Genomic DNA, 19,435 nt, shown 5'->3' on the forward strand with positions numbered 1-19,435 from the left:
CTCGGATATCAAACACCGACTGAGTTTGGGTTAGTGGCTTAATGTTGGTGTACGGGTTTTCGAGGAAGGATCAAGATGAGATTTTAAGAAGTTGTTATGAACCTGTCTTTTTTAAAGGATAAGAATTAGCGGGCTTACGACCAAACTCTTATGAACAAGTGGAAACCTTATAATAAACGTTAGGCGTCTTCATTCGATTGAAGCTGGCACACAGCATATTAGGACCGGCCTCCCTTCTGAGATTGTAAGTTGTGTAAGCCCTACTAATTCTCTTAATTATTATTCTACACTCTTCAGGGCAATATCAATACTTGATGGTAACTTTTTACACATATATTACAGACTACCTGAACTTTTTTGTTATTGTATGTGACAAGTCAGGCATAGAGGTTAGCATTAAGTCCAAGGATTTGATTGTAGAGCTTGCTTAAATGAGCAAGCTCTTTTAATTCCATTACTGTGAAGCTTCACAAGTAATTTTGGTGCAATCTCTACAATTTTGTGCAGCAAAACTAAATGCATTTGATGCAGATGTTTTATTTTGGGACATTTTATTGTCAGCAGCTTTATCAGTATCTGTACTAGCAGAGCTTGCATTTGTAGAACAAGTCCATTGCGCCTGATTAAGGTCTGTTGCAGAAGATGTAGCAAAACTTAGCGAAGTTAATAATCCCAAACAAATTCCCATAATTATTTTATTCATGATAAATTCCTTTTAGTGAATTGTTAGTTCCTTTGGCTTGGAACAATTATATTTAAGTACAAATTAGATAAAAAATCTATTTTTTTATCTTGATAAGGTTTTAAAAAATCCCTTTAGTTCAATATATGAACAATCTTGAGGTATTTTTTTACTAGCCTTTTTTAACGGGTCGGATATATATTTTTAAAGATAGATAACTAAATAAATAAAACATGTATGGTCAACTTAATACATTGATCCATTTTATTTATTAATTTTTATTATTTTGTAATTTAAAAAATGCACTCCCAAACCACTCCTCCCACTCTTCAGGCCTACTATATTTTTAATATTATTCCCTCGTTTTTATTCAATATCATAATTATTAACCTCAATATTTCCTATTAATTTATAGAATATGCATTAAATGAAAAATTTAATTAAATAGACTAAGCTTATACTAAGTTCTTCGATAAAGGGAACAGCATGAAAATAAAGGGAATTATATTTGATATGGATGGTGTTGTAACACAAACTGCGGACTTACATTGCAAGGCATGGAAGGTTGTTTTTAATCAATTTTTTCGTCAAATTAAAGAGAAAGATTATTATTTTACTCTAAAAGATTATTTGTATTATTTTGATGGTATCCCAAGGATTGATGGCGTAATAAATTTTCTAAACTCTTGCAAAATAGATGGCAATAAAATTACCAATAAATATGGATCCCTTAAGAAGGCTGTCGAAGAAATATGTAAAACAAAGAATAATTTATTTCTTTCAATGATTGATGAAAACAAAGTTAAAGTATTTCCCGATGCCCTAGAGTTTATCAAGTATTTATTAGCTTTAGATTATAAAGTTGCAATAATTTCGTCGAGTAAGAACTGCCAAATAATATTAAATAAAGCTGGAATAATTAATTTATTTTCAATTTGTATTGACGGTGAGTCGGCTGAAAGAAAAAATATTCCAGGTAAACCCCATCCAGGGATTTTTTTAGAGGCAGCAAAGCAATTACAGTTATTACCTGAACAATGTATGGTTATTGAAGATGCATTAGCTGGTGTTAGTGCTGCCAAACAGGGACAATTTGGACTTGTCGTAGCACTTGATCGTAAAAATAAACTTTTTAATGAATTTAAACAATACGACCCTGATTATATTTTAACAGATCTCTCTAAAAATCAAGTCAACCTCTATAAAACTTTTGATAGTTCCAAAGCAGCCCCGGCACTCAATGCACTACCTATCCTTTCCTCTGCTCTAATTCAGCAAAAGGAAATAGTCGTTTTTTTAGATTATGATGGGACTTTGACACCTATTGTAGACAGACCACAAGATGCGCACTTATCGTCTGTAATGAAGGAATCTATCCTCCAGCTTTGTAAAAATTATTTAACAATTATTATCAGTGGTAGAGAATTATCTAATTTAAAAGAAAAAGTTGGAGTTGAAACCTTATTTTATGCGGGAAATCACGGCTTTGAATTTGAAAGTCCAAAAAATTTTAATTTTTCTTACGAAATAGGCAAAGAGTATATTGAAGATATTCAGTCAATTTTCAAAAAAATATATTCTATTCTGAAGGACGTAAAAGGCTGTATTATTGAAAATAAAAAATTTACTTTATCAATTCATTATCGTTTGGTTCATGAAACCAATTATGAGCTAATTTATTCGACAATAGATTTCCTTTTACCATCTTATCCAAAACTATCTCGACATGCCGGGAAAAAAGTAATTGAAATTCGCCCAAATATCCCTTGGAACAAAGGGATATTTTCTATAAACCTTTTAAAAAATATGAAAAAAGACAATTCAAATGTAATCCCAATTTATATTGGTGATGACCTTACAGATGAGGATGCATTCCAGCTATTTAATGTAAATGGAATTACCATAAAAGTTGGTCAGAATTCTAGTACTCATGCACATTATTTTTTAGAGTCACCTAACGAGGTGAGGTTGTTTTTAGATCAACTAAATCGATTTAAGGAAAAAAATGAATAATTGGATAATATCTTATAAAGATTTTGATCCTTCCTTGCAAAAACTAAGAGAAACGATTTTTACGTTAGGGAATGGCTACTTTGCAACGAGAGGAGCTCATGAAGATGGCATTTCTTCAATTCACTATCCAGGAACTTATTCGGCTGGTGTTTATAATCGTCTTTCAAGCACTATCAACGATAAAAAATTAATAAATGAAGACTTAGTTAATTTGCCGAACTGGCTACCAATCAGCTTTAAAATAGAAGAAGAGTGGTTTGATATTACCAAAGTGAAAATTATAAGTTACTGTTCTCTGTTGCATCTAAAAAAGGGGGTAATTAAACGAACTTTAAAATTTATGGACCCTAAAGGACGAATATTTATTCTCAGTTCTTTACGATTTGTAAGTCAACACAATCCCCATTTTGGAGGTTTAACTTATTCGATTATTTCGACTAATTGGGAAGGGAAAATTACTTTACGCTCTTCTATTATGGGGAATGTCTTAAATAAGGGGGTTCCAAGATATAAAGATTTAAGCAATTGTCATATTGAAATTCTAAAAAAAGGAGCTGTTAACGATTGCTTATATATGCAAGTTAGAACAAAGTCCTCTCATATTGTGATAGCAGAGGCTGTTAAAACACAAGTTTCTTCTAAAAAAAACCTTAAATTCACTCAATCAATTATTGATGAAGATGAAAATATACATCAAGAATTCTACCTCACAATTAGAAAATGTGAAAAAATTAGAATTAACAAAATAATAAGTTTGTTTACTTCAAAAGATACAGCGGTATTTGAAAATCTATACGATGCCAAAGAAGCCATCAAAAATCAGAATAACCTGCATGAATTATTGAAAAAACATATGTCGGCCTGGAAGTACCTTTGGCACCTCTCAGATATGGAAATTGATACAGTTGGTGAGGCTCAAAAATTAATAAGGTTACACCTTTTTCACTCGCTGCAGACCCTATCAAAACATAGCATCAATATTGATTACGGCATTCCTGCTAGAGGATTACATGGTGAGGCGTATCGCGGTCATGTTTTTTGGGATGAAATTTTTATTCTTCCATTTTTTATTTTTCATTTCCCTGATATTGCTAGGGCGATGTTAATGTATCGTTATCATCGTCTAGATACTGCTCGTAACTTGGCCAAAGAAAATGGTTATAGAGGCGCGATGTTTCCTTGGCAAAGCGGAAGTAATGGTGAGGAAGAAACCCAAAAATACCATTTAAATCCTCAGTCTTCAAAGTGGGGCCCAGACAATAGTCGATATCAGAGACATGTTAATTTAGCTATTGCATATAATGTTTGGAATTATTACGAAACGACAAATGATTTTCATTTTTTAAAAGAATATGGCGCTGAGATATTATTGGAAATTGCAAAATTTATTTCCAGCTTAGCTTCATTTAATGATCATAAAAAGCGTTATGAAATTAAAAATGTAATGGGCCCTGATGAGTACCATGAAAGTTATCCTGGCTCATCCCAACCCGGTATAAATAATAATGCGTATACAAATATCTTGGCTGTTTGGGTCTTAGAAAAAGCACTGCAACTGACTGTAATTTTAGACTCCACAAAACTGCAATATTTTTTCGAAACGCTTGATATTGACATAGATGAAATCAATCGGTGGAAAGACATTACCCATCAAATGTTTGTCCCTTTTTATAATGGAATTTTAAGCCAATTTGAGAATTTCGAGGAATTAAAAGAATTTGATTGGGAATTTTACAAAGAGAAATATGGCCACATTGAGCGTCTAGATAGGATTTTAAAAGCTGAAAATAAAAATCCCAATGAATTTAAAATTGCTAAACAACCCGATGTTTTAATGCTTTTTTATCTATTAGAATCCAGTGAAATTGAGCGGCTTTTAACCCAGTTAAATTATTCTTATAATTCAACTATACAAGAAAATACAATTGCTTATTATTTAGCAAGAACATCTCACGGATCAACCTTAAGTAAAATAACTTTTTCTGACATTCTTTCGCAAATAGCTCCAGATACAAGTAAACAATTGTTTCAAGAAGCTTTAGTCAGCGATATTCAAGATACTCAAGGGGGAACTACAGAGGAAGGTATTCATCTTGGCGTCATGGTAGGGACAACTTCCGTGCTTTTTAAAACCTTTGCAGGAATAAAAGTTCAGAATAAACAGTTATATTTAAATCCTCATCTACCCTCTTGGATTTGTCGTTTGAATTTTAAATTTATTTTTAATCAGAATTTATATCAGATCGAAATATTCAAAGATGTTTTTCATCTGAAGCTACTAGAAAAAAGACAGGATAATGCATTGATTATATTCAACAATGAGCCTATTGATTTGGGTCTGCACAAAACGATAAACCTTAACTGTAATAGAAACCAGGGGATTGAAAAAAAATTAAAGGACAATATAGGAGCACTATGTGAACAAGTTCAAGAAAGAAATTTGGAATGAATTAGAACATCAAGCTGATTTGTTAAAAAAAATACATCTCAGCGATTTGTTTCAATCAAATTCTTCTCGTTTTGAACAACTCAGTTTTCAACATGAAAAACTTTTGTTCGATTTTTCAAAAAATTTTCTAACCTCTTCCACGATCGATGTGTTCACCAGCTTGGGGGAAATTTATCATGTTTCTCAGAGAATAAATGATTTATATAAAGGCAAGGCACAGTATGGAGGAGAGTTTATAAGTCTTCATACCGCCTTACGCTATCATGGAAATAAAAAAATTATGGTTGATGGTCATGATGTCATGGAAGATATTAAATATGAGCTTGAGCGAATGAATATTTTTGTACATCAAGTTATTGACGGATTTTGGCGAGGTTTTTCAGATAAAGCCATCACGGATGTCATTAATATTGGTATTGGTGGTTCCGACCTTGGCCCTTTATTATTAACCGAAGCTTTAACAAATTATCGAACTCATCTCAAGGTGCATTTTGTATCGAATGGAGATGGCATGCAAGCTAATGAATTAATGAACACCTTAAATCCAGAAACTACACTGCTTATTATTGTATCAAAAACATTTACCACTCAAGAAACTTTAAGTAATGCTAATAGCTTAATTAAATGGTTTTTAAATAACACTGCTCATTCACCCTTTGCAAATCATGTGATTGGAGTTTCTGCAAATATAGATGCAATGGATGCTTTTCATATTCCTAAAGAAAATCAATTTCTATTTTGGGATTTTGTAGGAGGAAGGTATTCGGTTTGGTCTGCAGCAGGGTTAGCATCCGCATTAGCCATAGGATTCGATAATTTTCAGCAATTTCTGTACGGAGGAAGCGCTGTTGACGAACACTTTAAAAACACAGAGTTGAAAGAAAATATCCCATTCTTATTAGCTTTAATTGACTTATTTTATATTGAGTTCTGGAATACTCAAACAAGAGCGATTCTCCCTTATCATAGTTATTTACAACATCTTCCTGCTTATTTGCAACAATTAAGTATGGAGAGTCTAGGAAAATCAATTAACAAAGATGCTCAGATAATCAAACATCCGACTGGAAACATTATTTGGGGAGACCTTGGTTCTAATGGCCAGCATGCATTTTTTCAATTATTGCATCAAGGTAAATTATTTGTTCCTATCGATTTTATAGTTCCAATATGTCTCGAACAACAGAATTGTACCCACACTCAATATGTTTTAGCGAATGCTCTAGCCCAGGCTCAAGCTTTAATGCAAGGTAAAACGAGAGAGGAAGTATACCAACAGATGCTCAACGAAAATTTTTCATTAGAAGAGATACATCGTTTATTGCCTCATCGAATTTATCCAGGTAATCGTCCGTCAACAATGATATTTTTAGAAGGTTTATCTCCAAAAACGCTAGGAGAATTATTAGCTTTTTATGAGCACAAAGTCTTTGTACAAAGTATTATTTGGGATATTAATCCTTTTGATCAGTGGGGGGTTGAGTTAGGAAAAGAGCTAGCAAAAAAATACTTTAAAAAATTCCAATCCCTTAACCATAAAAATAACCATCAAACCATCGATTATATTAAAAATATTTTAAGGAAAACTATTTATCCTCATTAAAAGCTAAAAAGCATCAGTTTGATTAATATCTTTATTGAAAGCAGCCAAAGTTCCTGCAAAACCATGAGGTGCACGCCCTTTTCGTCGACCACTTGTATAAACAAATAAATTTGCATCTGAAATTTTAGGTATTTTTAAAGAGCTCATTCGGTTCCATAAATCGTGATCTTCAGCAGTAGTTAATTCTTTCCATCCTCCTACGCGCTCATAAGCATCCGCACGAACACCTAAATTGGCTCCATGAATATGTGGATGAGTTCCATCTGAGAAGATCACATAGCTATTTAAAAATTGTGCAGGGACCATTATGTCATGCTCACCAAAAGAATCCACCTTCACAATCCCTGCCATGCCTTGTATGCCAGAATGAGCCCTGATTAATTGATGAACAAGCCAATTTCGAGGCACTTCGCAATCCGAGTCGGTATTCGCCAACCAACAATGTTTTAACGCGCCTTTATAGCGCTCTAAAGCGGTTTTAGCTGCCATTTTCCTAGCATGTCCCACATTAGGGATAGGTAAACATAAAACCTCCCCTTTAGAGCCTAAAATAGATTTGCCAATCGTCAACGTTTGATCGCTAGAAGCATTGACAGCTAAGATAATATCAACAGTACAATAAGGAGGAAGTTCAGCTTTTGCTTTTAGAATTGAATTTAAGCACCGAGGAAGAAGTTCTTCTTCATTGCGTGCAGGAATTAAGACTGAAATATGCCAATTCGTGTTTATCATTTTTTCTTCCATGCAGTTAATAACTTATCCTCAAGTTTTATAATTTAAAAATACTTCAAATTGTCGCTGGGCTGGTTTTAATAGTTCATTGGTTAAAATTGATTCACTCTCAGGGAGGACCTGTTGCGAACGATAGCAGGTAATTGCCCTTTGTTTTAAATTCAGTGTATTGGCGCCAAGTGGATAAATACTTAAAGGTAGATGTCTGATTTCTGAAATTGTGGAGTGATGCCAGGTCCAAAAAAAATAAAATATTAAATTGATCTTTAAGTTGCTTGCAATTTTTACTGCGACTCTGCCAACAGCTTCATGGTCGGGATGGAAATCGCCAATCCAAGGCGCAATAAGAGTAATATTTTTATCAATAAAAGGTAAAATTAAATGTTCTAACTTATTTTCTGCTAAATGAACGGAGCTATCCTCCAGCATAAGTCTAATAATTTTATTTTTTGAGACTCCTAATTTTTTCAAGGCATTTTCTTGTTCTTTTTTTCGAATTTCTCGCAGATCTTTTATATTTTTATAAGCATTTTCACCATCGGTGATGGCAATAATTTTAACATCAATATTTCTTCTTATTAAATCCACAATCAATCCACCTGCTCCTAATGTTTCATCATCGGGGTGGGGTGATAATATAATTGCTTTGAAATTGGTTTTAGGGATCAAAAATGGCAATCTTTTTAGATAGTTAAGCCATTTTTTTTCTGCAATAATCGGCGTCATAATTTGCCCATTAATTATTTAAAGTAATTGTATGAATAAAAATTAATAATTTTTTACTAATGATATTATTTTTAATATAGCAGATGAAAGAGAGTTTTTAGTGAAATTTTAATTTAACCCAATATTTTATCGCTTAATCAAGTTTTTTTGTTTCTTTCAATAAGAACAAGTAGATATTAAAACCTAAAAAAGCTATCAGGCATAAACTAAAAAAACCAATACTAAAACCATAAGATTTTGCTAAAAAACCACCTAATAGATTACTCATCGATGAACCTAAACCAACGCACATTCCTAATGTTCCTAGTAAGAAATTGAATCTACCAGTATTTGCAGCTAAATCTGAAACCATTATTGTAGCTACGACTCCAAATATACCTGCACTGATGCCGTCAATTAATTGAATTAGAACAAGATAAATAGGATTTTTAATAAAAATAAACAATGCAGACCGGATAATTAAGAAAATAAAAGCAAATAAAAAAATAGGTTTTCGATTTATTTGATTAATACAAAAACCTAATGAATAGGCAACAAAAACCATGACCAATTGCCCTAAGATAATACAGAGCCCCATATAGAAAGTATCTTTGTCAGGGCTAATTTTAGCTAACTCTTGCCCAACAAGTATAACCTGGGCAGCATTTGAAAAATGAAAAATGATAACCGCACTAAAAAAAATCCATAAGTTTTTTGATCGAAACAGCCGTATAAAAGAAATGGGATGCGCATCACTTGGTAACTCGCGAGCAGCGGAATAGTTAATTTTTCCTGGGTTAATAAAATATAAAGGAATTAAAGCCAAACCAGCAAATAACATTGTAGCGTATATTATCCAAGCATGACCGTAGATATGCGCTACTACGCTTATTGTTAATATTGTGAATACTGTCCCTAAATGAATTAGCGATTCATTAATGCTCACTCTTTTAGGAAATTTTTTTCTACCGACTATCCCCAAAGTTATGGCTGCAATGGAGGGGGGAATTAAGCTAAAAGCAATACTTATTAATATTTGCGCTAAGATAACTATAGAAAGATTTTTCTGATTAACAATCAGATAACAACCGAGAAAAATCAAAAAACAGGATATGGCAATAATTAAGCGTTTAGGTCGAACGATATCGACAACTAGTCCGCTAGGCATTTGAAAAAATAAACCTCCAAGTCCTATCGTAGCTATAGCAATACCTACTTGACTTGTATCCCAACCTAAACTTGAACTTAAGTAGATTGAAAGGAAGGGCCCAATTCCCCCCTGCACATCTGAAATAAGAAAAATCATTAAACTTAAGGCGAATAAGCTCTGTGAAGAGGAAGTATTCATTTGGATTTATTCATGGTGTATGCAATTAAGAGAGTTAAAAACTATTAAAGCAGAAATATCATCACTATTTAATATTTTTTTATATCTAAATATATAGGTAGCATAATTTTTTCCAAAGATTCTCTTTCATGATATTCCACTATAATAATTTGGATAATTTGGCTCAGTTCTCTTCTTTTATCAGTTCTCTTCTTTTAATAGTATACCTAATTTTTCTAAATCTCTTTCCCCATGATTTTGGCGTAGAAATAAATCGAGCTCTTGATAACGACGGATGAGATTAGCCTCACAAGCTAATGGAAAAGGGCCATAAGCGCGGGCAAATCGCCTTAAAGTGTCAGTACATAATTGTTCAACCAGGTGCCTGGTTTTAAGGGCAATCCTTTGATATTCAATCGTTGTATTAGAATTTAAATTAATTTCATTACCCGCAGTTTGTAATAGAGATTGTATACCCCATATATTAGCTTCCATCGCGGCTAAATGGGCTAGTGTATGAGCATCCTTTCGTGTGTTAAGTAGAGCGTAGTCTACTAATCCAGCCGCCCCTCCTCCCCAACAAGCTGCTGGCCCTAAGGCCCCAGGCCAAAATCCCTTTCTATGTAAATACCAACCTTTTTCACCTAATATATTGTCTTGATTGAAAATGGCATGCTTGAAATGAATGGTTGATGTTTGGGTTTCTTTAAAGGCTAAGGTAGCCCAAGGTTCAGGAGAAATTTGGATCTGTTCTGAGGAAAGATTAATAAGATCCAAATCAATAAGGAAATCTTCTGCTGTTATAAGAGCTCGATCAACTATTCCTGCACCACTACAAAACATTTTGGCCCCTGTTAAAGACCAGGTAACATCATGTTTAATTTGCATTTTTTTACCTGGAATTTCAGATGCCCAGACGGCATATAATGCATTTTTAACGGGTTTTTTTCCATTTTCAGCTAAAATTGCAATTGCATCCCAATGCGCCTCAGCCAGTTTTGCTATGGAAAGGTCTAAACGACCAACTTCAAATAATCGTTGCAGTCGTTCTCCATACTGGGCTTTAGATAGCAAAGGGAGATTTTTTTTAACTATTTCTCTTACCTGAGATTTGAATTTATTCATTTTTTTCCTTAAAAGAGTAAGCATAAATGGTGTGTATTTCCTTGATCTTGCGATCATTTTTTTTTCCATCTATCGATACGAAAATTAGCATTTCTTTCACCATATTCAAAAGATAATTCATTGATAGAATGAATAATTAAATGCACTTCATCCCCACTTATATTATGATCTTGAGAATAACCCAGCCAATGTGAGGCCAAAAAAATGGTTGATTTTGGAGATTTTTCAATAAGATGGGTTACAATTTTTCTCCACCTTTTAGAGTCAAAATAATATCCTATTTCACTCAAAATTATTAAATCAGCATTTCTTTCGATCGAGTAATCTTCTATCGAGTTACAACTTATGGAGACATTGCTCAGATGAGCGCATCGCTTAGTGGCAAGGCTTACGGCCCGAGAAGAAATATCAAATGCTTTAACCGAATTAGCTAGCGTAGAAAGTTGTTCAGTTAAAACGCCAATAGAACAGGCAGGTTCTAAAATGAGATCATAATACTTATAGTTCAAAGCATTATAGATCTGTTTATAACGATTAAGTTCGTATTCGCTTGATGCAAATTTCCAAGGGTCAGGATCTTTTTTATACATGGCCTCAAAAAAATCTGCTTCCTTGTTTCGCATAACAAAACCTCAAAATATCACTTTGACAATAGAACATTTTGTTTACATTTACCGATTATTTAAATCCTTAATTATCGCTATAAGTTATAATTATATTTATATATTAGTTTAAAAGGATATTAAAATGGAAAATGAGAATGCCAATCGTCGTAAATTAGCTACCGGTAAAAAAGCTCATCCCTCTTTACATTCGGATAGCGAAAAATATGGGATTAAACCAGATCGCACAGACAATAAAAAAACTAACGTTAAAAAGAAGGCGCACCCTAATTTCCATTCTGACGCTGAAAAGAAAAATTAAGTGCATAAGGAATCGTAGTCAAAGCCAGTATTTTCAGAAAGTCAATTTGATTTCTTCCTGCAAATTATAAAATAGCACGGCCCGCTCTATCAGCAGTGCGTAGACCATTCTACCCAAGCGCCGGGCTAGGATCCGAACAAGGTAATTCTTCTATTTCTATGGTTGATTCGTGGAGGCTCAGATTGACCTGGATTTCTTCTAATTCACTAATAGCCTTAGCTAAACACCATTTTAACCGATCATCTCCTGAAAAAAACTGCAGGGCAAAACCGATGATTGGCGTATCATTAAGCATTTGATCTTTACTTTTTAAGGTTTCTAATAACATCTCAACTAACACGCTTGTTTTTAGTTTTTGATAATTAGTAAAGATAAAATCTACTGCAGATTTTAGTTTATGAATCCAAACTTTTTGAGAACTGTTATAATCCTCACCGCGTTTAAATTCAAATGGCATAAATGAGTCATATTTTTCTCTAATGGACAAAACCACCCCAGCAGCCTGATAGAGAAAATTTAGATCTTTCACGATAGAGTCTAATTTTGTATGAATTCTTAAAATATTCTCTTTATTGACCTCTAGCACAGACTCTTTTAAAGCATTGATAAAATTCGGCGGATGTCTTAAGTAGCTCCTCCCCCCCGGGAACACACAATCCCTAGGAATATAAGTCATTTGAAGATATTCTAGTCGGGTAGGTAATAATAAAATATCTGAATAAGTATCGACTCGTGCAAAACAATCTTCAACTTTACTAGCATCCTGCTGAGCCAGAGCATCCACTAAATCACCTATTAACTGCGCATAGTTGCTGTATGCCTGGTGAAGAAATGTTGGAATAGTATTTCTTAAACGACGACCCTTACGCTCATCAAAAATTGTATAGAGATAAGAGCAGGCAAAGTCGACCTTTTGGGTTAACTCCTCGATTATCTCTTGCCCAAAATAATTGCAAAGAATAGCGCATTGAAGCTTTATTTCAAGTACTGGTCGAAATAGTTGGCTTGCTGTTTTAGCCACTTCTATATCAGTTAAGGCTTCAAAAACAACCATATGCTTTGCTCGCCTCGCACTGGTATCTAGAGTCGAAACAAGGATGCTGGCGCTAGCATTAGAGTTTTCTGCAATCACTTCACTGGCTAAAATCGCTGCTATTTGACGGGGTGATTTTCCATGATGCTCTTCGAATAGTGCTGTAATCCTCTTTTCTGTTAGAGCGTTTTCACCCATTAAACGTCTAGACCCAAGAATGACAAAGGCTTTATTGTTTTCATTCACGTCAATATGATGGGAATAAGTATTTGGCTCATGACTAAACCCTTTAAACGAGGTTCCACCTAGACCACGGCTAAGATTGCATGAATCCCCTCTGCTATTTTGTATCCACCCAGTTCCACTTACATAGCCACCAGCTTTTGTAATTCTTTTTTTCTCGCTTTCTTCAGCAGCTCTATGGCGAAAACTGTTCAAAATCAAAAATCGGCTTAGTTTATTATCTTCATTTAATACAACAGCAATAGCAAAACAATCCCCCAAATTAACGGTATGAACATCCCTACCAACCAAGGTTACACCACATAAACTAGCTGCACTATGAAGATCCATCCTTAACCGATGGATGCAATCCTGCAGCAGCTCTACCGTAGAAGCTAAACATTCCCCATGTTTTACTGACGAAATTTCAGACAAATGCGCACTATGGAAAACACCCACGCTAACACGACCTAATTTTGGATAGGTAAGGCCACGAAACTCTGCTGCACCTATTCTTCCCCCCAATGACGCCAAGTAGGATAAATTCTCTAAAGGTAAATCATCAGCTCTTTGTGATGCTCTTTTTCCAGTTTCCTTTGGGTCTCCGTTCATAGGAATAGGAAAAAAACGAAACAAAGCTAATTTTCGCAATTCAGCTTTATAATCCACAGCCTTCCTTGTAACTAAATACTGGTAAGCTTCAGGATCATAGTCTCCGAGTCGCAATTGCCATTGAACATTGTCCTTGGAATAAAAATTAAACCACTGGCAAACTAAAGCGAGTCGTGCCAAATCTTCAATGGAGACATAGCAAAAAATAGCTTGGATTAATTCGAGAGCTAATTCGCTCGAACCATCTTCATTGAACAACCACATAGTCTTTACCTTTTTTAAAAAGAACTTATGTTATCCAACTCTAGATCCTCACTCAATGTATACTTCCTCACAGTTTTTTTCCGATGTTTGATAACTCTTAAAGACAATAGCTATAAATTAAAATAGTTATTAGAGTTAATGGCGCTCCTAATTTGATAAATTCAAAAAATCCAAATCCTTTGACACCGCGACTTTCGCTGTTTTGGATAATAATAATATTGCTCGCAGCACCTAAGATCGATAAGTTTCCTGCAATAGTGCTACCTACTGCGAGTGTTAATAATTGAGAATTGTCGTAGGAATGGTGCATCAATAGCGGTAAATACAATGCCACCAAAGGAACATTAGAAATAAATTGACTAAGTATGAGGCTGATTAACAGGATGAAGACAGGATTCATAAAAGCTATATGGAAGTGATTAATATTGGTTTGAAAAAATCCACTATTCCATACACTTTGCATAAGAACAAAAGTACTGCCAAAAAAGATTAGAGTTCCCCAATCAAGTTTTTTTATGAAAACCCATTTTTGACTGCTCAATAAAAGCGGTAATGCAGCTAGGATTGCAATATAACTAAAATTAATTCTCAACGGCGAATGGGTAGAATCCAACACTATTTTAGTAATTACTAAAAAAGTCATAACTACTAAACTTATTCTCACCAGAAAAACAGTTCGATAATCACTGATCTGAGTTGGAGTCACTTTTTCAATAGGCGCGTCTAGAATTTCTTTATACACTAGATAAATAAGAAAATAACAAACGGAAAGATTTAACAGCGTTGGAATAATCAGCGGTCGAATAAAATCAAGAAAGGGAGAACTCATCCCACCTTTAACTGCTATGAGTAAATTTTGAGGATTCCCCACTGGGCTCATTGCACTACCAATAGTAATCGAGAAAGCTAAGGCAAAGAGCAACGGTTTGATTAAAGGTCGATGTGATTTGCATAATTGCAAAATAATGGGCGTTCCAATGATAGCAATCGTATCATTCATTAACAAAGCGGCGCTGATACCCAGTACAAAAATAATAATGACTAGGGCTTGTTTACCTGTGTGGGTGTAATAAAAAAGCCTATGAGTTAAATGCTCTAAATAACCACTTTCCTCAGCCGCTTGTGCAATAAAAAAAACACCTAATAAATAAATCATCACCTCAGGTTCAATGGCCAAAATTGCCTGTAATGGAGTTATTTGTTGCAGCAACAGAACAGCAATAGCACCAGTGGCCATAATAAGCCAAATGGGAATAATCATTTTTCCCCCACGGCGAAATGCGATCGTCACTAAAGTAATTAAAAGAATAATAAGCGCTGTGGGCATTTAAAGTTATTAACCTTGCTCATTTAGAATAGACTAATCAATATGAGCTTAAACTGAAAGCTTTTAATGTGAATTGAGGCGTTATAGCATGAGTCATTCTTCACAGAGCTAGGTTTACACATCCGTCATTGCGAACGAAGTGAAGCGACCCTGCCTCACTTGAATTTGATTAAATGTAGTTAAACACTGTCAAACCCTGGATCCGGGCGAAACTCTGTTGTGCTGCCTGTAAATAAACCTGCTGAAGATTCAATTTGACTGCTGCCTCCGCCAAATTGACATCTTCTAGAGTTGATAAAGTTTCTCGACTAATTTCGATCACATCGCCATTAATTTGATCCGCCACATCCAATTGGTTTAAACGAGCACCGACTTGGGCGCGAAAAGCAAGGATATTATTTAACGCACTATCTAATTGGTCTAGGAGCTGATTGTTCTCTGTGAAAACAGCCGCTTTATCCGCAGCAGTTGAAAAGGATTTATTAAAATTAGCAACCATTCGCGCACCGGTGGAAAAAATGGACTCATTTTTGGAGGGATCTATCGAAAAAGCATCACCCGCTTGTGGCATTCCATCAAAGGTCACTTGAATCCCATTAAAATTTATTGTCCCTCCTTCTAGATAAAGCGGTGCGTCATCAGGAAGGCCAGTAGGCGGAATAACGGGACCAGTGCTTGCACCGGTTACCATGACCACCATCTGATTTAAACTGTTTAAAACGAAATTCACTGTATAATTATCAGCAACATAAGCGGCGGGGTTCACTACGGAGCCGGTAGTGGCAGTTGCTGTTCCTGTGTTAGGAGTCGCCGTTTGATTGACAGTAAAAGTACCATTCCCGTTCACAATGCGCATAAAAATATCGCTGCCATTGTCATTCACCGGTACTTCTAAACCGCTACTTATCATTTGAAATCGTTGTGTTTGATCACCATTATATAAGTACTGCCCAGCATTTAAAGTGAACGGCTGTGTCGATGTTTTACTGCCACTAAATAGGTAATAACCCTTACTATCCTGAGCATTGCCCAAATCTAATAATTGATTAAGAAGATTTTGCGCTTCTTCTGACATGGCATTACGATCTGTTTCTGATAAGGCCGTATTTCCGGACTGAACTTGTAATTCACGCAGTCTTTGAAGAACATTAATCACATTACTCATTATACTCTCTTCAAAACTCAGTGCTCCAACCGCTGACTCGCGATTTTTTTGCAAATTTTCTGTTGAATCGATACGTTGTTTCATCAATTCAATTTGCGCTGCACTCACTGGATCATCAGAAGGCGACTGGATTTTTTTTTGTGAAGAAAGTTGCTGTTGCAACTTCAGCGTTTCCACTTGCTGATTCAACACTCCATTTAAACCTTGCAAAAAAATTTGCGTTGTTGAAATTCGCATTTATCACCCCATTGCAGCAAATAAAACATCCATTATTTGGCTTGAAACCGCCATGACCCGGCTCGCCGCTTGATAAGCTTGTTCGAAGCGTAATAAATTACTCGCCTCTTCATCCAAATTTACACCGCTTTTACTTTCTCGAAAATCAACCGCTTGTTGATGAAGAATGTCAGCAGCGTCGCTGCGAATTTTTCCTTGATAAGTGAGGCCTCCAATGCCAGTTATTAAATCTGTATGCTTATCAAATAAACTTTCTGTTCCACTATTAAAAATTTTATCTTGCTGCAATGCGGCTAAGAGCAAACCATTGCGGTTATCGCCAATGCCACCGGTATTATAAGAAGCAGAAAAACTATCTCCCGTTTTGGGGATACCTGACAAAATTACTGAATAAGATGGATTTATCGAATCAGGAATCATCAGGGTATTGTCTGTATTAGGAGTAAATGTAAAAGGGCCAGTAGTTACTGAGTCAGTTACATTAACCAAGTTATATTGGGTGGGCGAAATAAATTGAATACTATATTCCTTCCCTATCGGCGTATTGGTATTAAATATATCTCCTAAAGCAATAGAACCTGTGCCCGTATTATTCAGGGAAGTTTCCGTTCGCACGGGAAAAGCTAAAGCAATTTCGAGCGGGTCACTAATATTTAATTGCAGATCTCGCCCAGCACCACGCGTTGGCATTAAAGTAAAACTATCGCTATCGGCTAGATTCGCTAAGTTATCAACGGTGATAGTCATACCATCCACAACGATTTGACCCGCAGGTGGGGCCGGCGGTGAGCTTGTCCAGTTTAAAGTCGTTGATTGACCATCCGATTGGCGGATGATTCTTATTTCGTTAGTTGCCGTGTCACTCACCAAAAGCTGATAATCGCTTATCATAGTTTGGCTAACATCGGAAATGGCCACGGATAAAACAGCAGTACCTGTATTCGTGCTGGAAGATAAGGCTCGAGCTATCTGCAAACTGGCTTGGTTATAATCTGTAAAATAAGCTTTACCAATTTGGCCATTCATATCAACACCCAACTCATGCTGAGTGTTAAAGCCTGTCGCAAAACCAATAGCTAATTGACCTATTACCTGACTCGCATAACCGAGTACATTGTCTTCAAAATCCAATAAACCACCAATCATACCGGAATGAAGATTCGCGCTAATATCAATTTGTCCCTGCCCATTCGCTAGATAAATATGAGTACCCAATTGGCCTGTTGCATTGATATTCACTGCTAAATCACGCTGCTCTCCGCCAATTACCAACATTTCTCCATTACCAATCGCTACGTTCACCCCTGCATCGCCTTGATCGATAACTGTCACTTCTGTGTATTTTGCTAATTGCCGCAATAAATCATCGCGAGTATCAAGTAATTCAGGGGCACCGGGTGATGCGGTGAGTTGTTGATTAATTTGAGCAATATTTGCAGTGATTTGATTCACTTGCTCCACCGCTTCTGCAATCTGGAGACTGTTATTGCGCTGATATTCATCCAAACGAAGCTGTAACGAACTAAATTGATCGGTTAATAATTGACTTTGCTGCAACATCAGAGAGCGAGACGCCAAATTATCGGGCGTTTCGTTTAGTTGACCCAGGGCATTAAAAAAAGTTTGCATACTAGACGAAAGGCTTGTCCCTTTTTCTGAAAGCAATTTATCAATTTGAATAGCCTGTTGATAAAAGCAGTCATATTCAGACTTGAGGGTTAGTGTTTCTCGTACTTGCTCCGTCGCAAACTGATCGCTATTACGTCTTACATCAGAAATGATAACCCCACTTCCAATATAGGAATTGCTGCCATAGCGTTGAGATGGCAGTGGTGAAAATTGCACAGTTTGGCGGGTATAAGCCCTGTTACTTGAATTCGCAATATTATTTCCTGTTACAGCAAGCGCTCGTTGAAATGCATTAAGACTTGTTGCAGCAATATTTAAAATTCCTACCATGCTCCCTGCTCCCTCTCTTTATTTATAATGAATTCAAGTTGAGCGTAGCTTAGTCCTTGGCCGCTCTGCGCTCAAAGAATTCATTGAACGTTTATGCCGGCAATTCAGATAAACCATTTCTTTGCAAAGCTTGTTGTAATTCATCGCCGTGGTAGATCGCTAATATTTTAGATGCGTATTGCGGATCTGTTGCATAACCCGCACGATATAATTCATCGACATAACGCTCTGGGTTTTTTGTATTCGCTAAAGCATCTTCATAGCGACCGCTCTCTTTAATCAACGATACATAATCATTAAAGCTATTTTCAATAGAAGGATATTTCCTAAATGAGGCATTCATCTTGATTGGCGTATTAGCAATATACTCCGTCGTTTTTACTTGTACTGCATCCGCTGAATTATTAGTCGCTTTTATATTAAAAAGATTGTTTGAACTACTGCCGTCAGCATCTTTAGTAATAAAGTGTCCCCATCCTGTTTCCAAAGCTGCTTGGGCAAGTAGAATTTTAGGGTCTAAACCTAAGATATTGGCTGCTTGTCTCGCATAGGGCCAGGCTGAGCGCACAAAATCATCAATCTTAGGATTTGGAGCCGTTTCTTTGACCGATATAGACTCTCTTGCAGCAGTTCTTGCCGCTAGAAGTGATTGCTCTAGTTTCGGTTTAGACGCATCCAACTCATTCAACGGCTTAACTGTTGGCTTAAGATTAAACTCAGTAGGGGACGCTGTAGCTTGAGTTTCTGGCTTAGCTAATTGCTTTGCCAACATCGTTGCTAAACCAATCCCCTTACCTTGAGTAATATTAGTCGCATACTGCGCATCGAGCATCTCTTGGAAGGTTTCTTCACTGCGCCCCCGAAAAAGGCTCGTCTCTTCAAGAAAATGTTGCCCCATGCGCATACTTTTCAACATCGATTGCAAAAAAATCGCTTCAAATTGCTTAGAAACCTCCGGCAAAGCCTTATTAGGGTCTTTTTGAGCTTTCGTTTTTAAATCACTCAAGCCTTGAAAATCACTTAGGGCTATTCCTTCAATTGCCATTTTATTTACCT

At 35.8% G+C, this 19,435-nt stretch carries 15 protein-coding genes; 4 read left to right on the forward strand and 11 right to left on the reverse strand.

The window, feature by feature from the left end; translation table 11 throughout:
- Positions 1–454: 454 nt before the first annotated feature.
- Positions 455–703, reverse strand: a complete 249-nt coding sequence (locus tag Ldro_RS09325) for a hypothetical protein (protein WP_058496156.1) — start codon at positions 701–703, stop codon at positions 455–457.
- 465 nt (positions 704–1,168) lie between these two features.
- Here Ldro_RS09325 and otsB point away from each other — a divergent pair, with 465 nt between their 5' ends.
- From otsB to pgi, 3 genes are read left to right on the forward strand one after another with little or no spacing between them, the layout of a single operon-like run.
- Positions 1,169–2,695 carry a trehalose-phosphatase gene (otsB, locus tag Ldro_RS09330; RefSeq protein ID WP_058496157.1) on the forward strand — a complete coding sequence of 509 codons (1,527 nt, stop codon included), beginning with the start codon at positions 1,169–1,171 and terminating at the stop codon, positions 2,693–2,695.
- Positions 2,688–5,144, forward strand: coding sequence for a glycoside hydrolase family 65 protein (locus tag Ldro_RS09335; protein ID WP_058496158.1), 2,457 nt, complete (start codon positions 2,688–2,690; stop codon positions 5,142–5,144). Before otsB ends, Ldro_RS09335 begins: the two co-directional genes overlap by 8 nt.
- On the forward strand, positions 5,113–6,747 hold the full coding sequence (gene pgi / locus Ldro_RS09340) for a glucose-6-phosphate isomerase (RefSeq protein ID WP_058496159.1): 1,635 nt from the start codon (positions 5,113–5,115) through the stop codon (positions 6,745–6,747). The genes Ldro_RS09335 and pgi overlap by 32 nt, the downstream gene beginning before the upstream one ends.
- Positions 6,748–6,750: 3 nt before the next feature.
- On the opposite strand, the gene Ldro_RS09345 is transcribed toward pgi, so the two are convergent.
- The 5 genes from Ldro_RS09345 to Ldro_RS09365 form a co-directional block, all read right to left on the reverse strand.
- On the reverse strand, positions 6,751–7,479 hold the full coding sequence (locus Ldro_RS09345; protein WP_058496745.1) for a glycosyltransferase family 2 protein: 729 nt from the start codon (positions 7,477–7,479) through the stop codon (positions 6,751–6,753).
- Positions 7,480–7,509: 30 nt separating this feature from the next.
- Entirely contained in the window at positions 7,510–8,205 is a 696-nt protein-coding gene (locus tag Ldro_RS09350; protein WP_058496160.1) for a PIG-L deacetylase family protein, read from the reverse strand.
- Between the two features lie 133 nt (positions 8,206–8,338).
- Entirely contained in the window at positions 8,339–9,532 is a 1,194-nt protein-coding gene (locus tag Ldro_RS09355) for an MFS transporter (protein ID WP_058496161.1), read from the reverse strand.
- A 180-nt stretch (positions 9,533–9,712) separates the two neighbouring features.
- Entirely contained in the window at positions 9,713–10,636 is a 924-nt protein-coding gene (locus tag Ldro_RS09360) for an acyl-CoA/acyl-ACP dehydrogenase (protein ID WP_058496162.1), read from the reverse strand.
- Between the two features lie 53 nt (positions 10,637–10,689).
- Positions 10,690–11,226, reverse strand: a complete 537-nt coding sequence (locus tag Ldro_RS09365) for an SAM-dependent methyltransferase (protein WP_238584003.1) — start codon at positions 11,224–11,226, stop codon at positions 10,690–10,692.
- A 157-nt stretch (positions 11,227–11,383) separates the two neighbouring features.
- Here Ldro_RS09365 and Ldro_RS16335 point away from each other — a divergent pair, with 157 nt between their 5' ends.
- Positions 11,384–11,560, forward strand: a complete 177-nt coding sequence (locus tag Ldro_RS16335) for a hypothetical protein (RefSeq protein WP_157066484.1) — start codon at positions 11,384–11,386, stop codon at positions 11,558–11,560.
- Positions 11,561–11,669: 109 nt separating this feature from the next.
- On the opposite strand, the gene Ldro_RS09370 is transcribed toward Ldro_RS16335, so the two are convergent.
- The 5 genes from Ldro_RS09370 to flgJ all read right to left on the reverse strand — a co-directional run bounded on the left by Ldro_RS09370 (position 11,670) and on the right by flgJ (position 19,424).
- Positions 11,670–13,691, reverse strand: a complete 2,022-nt coding sequence (locus Ldro_RS09370; RefSeq protein ID WP_058496164.1) for a hypothetical protein — start codon at positions 13,689–13,691, stop codon at positions 11,670–11,672.
- Positions 13,692–13,788: 97 nt separating this feature from the next.
- Positions 13,789–15,018 (reverse strand): SLC13 family permease, encoded by a 1,230-nt coding sequence (locus Ldro_RS09375; protein ID WP_058496165.1) that lies wholly within the window; start codon positions 15,016–15,018, stop codon positions 13,789–13,791.
- A gap of 169 nt (positions 15,019–15,187) precedes the next feature.
- The gene (flgL, locus tag Ldro_RS09380; RefSeq protein WP_058496166.1) at positions 15,188–16,420 is read right to left on the reverse strand and encodes a flagellar hook-associated protein FlgL; all 1,233 of its coding nucleotides are present in this window, start codon (positions 16,418–16,420) and stop codon (positions 15,188–15,190) included.
- A 3-nt stretch (positions 16,421–16,423) separates the two neighbouring features.
- Positions 16,424–18,379: a flagellar hook-associated protein FlgK gene (gene flgK / locus Ldro_RS09385; RefSeq protein WP_058496167.1), complete on the reverse strand. Its 1,956-nt coding sequence runs from the start codon at positions 18,377–18,379 to the stop codon at positions 16,424–16,426.
- A gap of 91 nt (positions 18,380–18,470) precedes the next feature.
- Positions 18,471–19,424, reverse strand: coding sequence for a flagellar assembly peptidoglycan hydrolase FlgJ (flgJ, locus tag Ldro_RS09390; protein ID WP_058496168.1), 954 nt, complete (start codon positions 19,422–19,424; stop codon positions 18,471–18,473).
- Positions 19,425–19,435: the final 11 nt, after the last annotated feature.

The organism is Legionella drozanskii LLAP-1 (genome assembly GCF_001467585.1).
Classification (GTDB): domain Bacteria; phylum Pseudomonadota; class Gammaproteobacteria; order Legionellales; family Legionellaceae; genus Tatlockia; species Tatlockia drozanskii.

What these genes read in the sequence shown, in the direction of transcription:
- Ldro_RS09325 (WP_058496156.1), bottom strand. Translation starts at nt 703, where the DNA reads ATGAATAAAATAATTATGGGAATTTGTTTGGGATTATTAACTTCGCTA.
- otsB (WP_058496157.1), top strand. Translation starts at nt 1,169, where the DNA reads ATGAAAATAAAGGGAATTATATTTGATATGGATGGTGTTGTAACACAA.
- Ldro_RS09335 (WP_058496158.1), top strand. Translation starts at nt 2,688, where the DNA reads ATGAATAATTGGATAATATCTTATAAAGATTTTGATCCTTCCTTGCAA.
- Ldro_RS09345 (WP_058496745.1), bottom strand. Translation starts at nt 7,479, where the DNA reads ATGATAAACACGAATTGGCATATTTCAGTCTTAATTCCTGCACGCAAT.
- Ldro_RS09350 (WP_058496160.1), bottom strand. Translation starts at nt 8,205, where the DNA reads ATGACGCCGATTATTGCAGAAAAAAAATGGCTTAACTATCTAAAAAGA.
- Ldro_RS09355 (WP_058496161.1), bottom strand. Translation starts at nt 9,532, where the DNA reads ATGAATACTTCCTCTTCACAGAGCTTATTCGCCTTAAGTTTAATGATT.
- Ldro_RS09360 (WP_058496162.1), bottom strand. Translation starts at nt 10,636, where the DNA reads ATGAATAAATTCAAATCTCAGGTAAGAGAAATAGTTAAAAAAAATCTC.
- Ldro_RS09365 (WP_238584003.1), bottom strand. Translation starts at nt 11,226, where the DNA reads ATGTATAAAAAAGATCCTGACCCTTGGAAATTTGCATCAAGCGAATAC.
- Ldro_RS16335 (WP_157066484.1), top strand. Translation starts at nt 11,384, where the DNA reads ATGGAAAATGAGAATGCCAATCGTCGTAAATTAGCTACCGGTAAAAAA.
- Ldro_RS09370 (WP_058496164.1), bottom strand. Translation starts at nt 13,691, where the DNA reads ATGTGGTTGTTCAATGAAGATGGTTCGAGCGAATTAGCTCTCGAATTA.
- Ldro_RS09375 (WP_058496165.1), bottom strand. Translation starts at nt 15,018, where the DNA reads ATGCCCACAGCGCTTATTATTCTTTTAATTACTTTAGTGACGATCGCA.
- flgL (WP_058496166.1), bottom strand. Translation starts at nt 16,420, where the DNA reads ATGCGAATTTCAACAACGCAAATTTTTTTGCAAGGTTTAAATGGAGTG.
- flgK (WP_058496167.1), bottom strand. Translation starts at nt 18,379, where the DNA reads ATGGTAGGAATTTTAAATATTGCTGCAACAAGTCTTAATGCATTTCAA.
- flgJ (WP_058496168.1), bottom strand. Translation starts at nt 19,424, where the DNA reads ATGGCAATTGAAGGAATAGCCCTAAGTGATTTTCAAGGCTTGAGTGAT.